This is a genomic window from Acetomicrobium sp. S15 = DSM 107314 (genome assembly GCF_016125955.1).
Taxonomy (GTDB): Bacteria; Synergistota; Synergistia; order Synergistales; family Thermosynergistaceae; genus Thermosynergistes; species Thermosynergistes pyruvativorans.
Genome location: NZ_JADEVE010000070.1, coordinates 1 through 476, shown reverse-complemented (window position 1 = coordinate 476; position 476 = coordinate 1). Strand labels below are relative to the sequence as shown.

At 53.6% G+C, this 476-nt stretch carries 2 pseudogenes; both read right to left on the bottom strand.

The annotated features are described in order from the left end of the window. Positions 1-38: 38 nt before the first annotated feature. Positions 39-239: pseudogene (locus EZM41_RS01300) on the bottom strand (M24 family metallopeptidase); the annotation flags it as partial. After that, positions 194-476, bottom strand: a pseudogene (locus EZM41_RS01295) (hypothetical protein); the annotation flags it as partial. The pseudogenes EZM41_RS01295 and EZM41_RS01300, both read right to left, overlap by 46 nt.

Sequence of the window (476 nt, the reverse complement as noted above, 5' to 3'; positions counted from 1 at the left end):
CAACATGGTTTCGTTCACCTTCCTTAAATTGACCGATATTAACCGTTGTCTTCCTCAGAGAGCACGTTGTTTTCTGGGGAAGAGGCAGAAGCGGAGTCCTCCCTTGCTTCTTTTACGGTAACTTGAGACATCAAATAATCGTCTTCCAGGCGCAACCCCCCTCGCCCCTTAACGTAGACCCCCGGCTCGACGGTCACCACGTCGCCTTCTTTGAGGACGTCGTCGGAACTAGGCGAAAGCGAGAAAGGTCGATACCGAGGCTTCGTGCAGTTTCTGTGATCTTGTCGGCGTTGCCTACCAGGATGACCTCGGCTATCCCCTCTTTTTGTGCCCTATCGACCGCTTCTGGAGGACATGTCAGGTTTATCATGGCTTGCGCCGGAGCACTTTGGCTTACCGTCTTCGTGGGATTATGGTGGTTCTTGTTCGCCGTGCCATCGACCCCCCTCGTGCAGGGTTTCGTGGTATTGGAGATA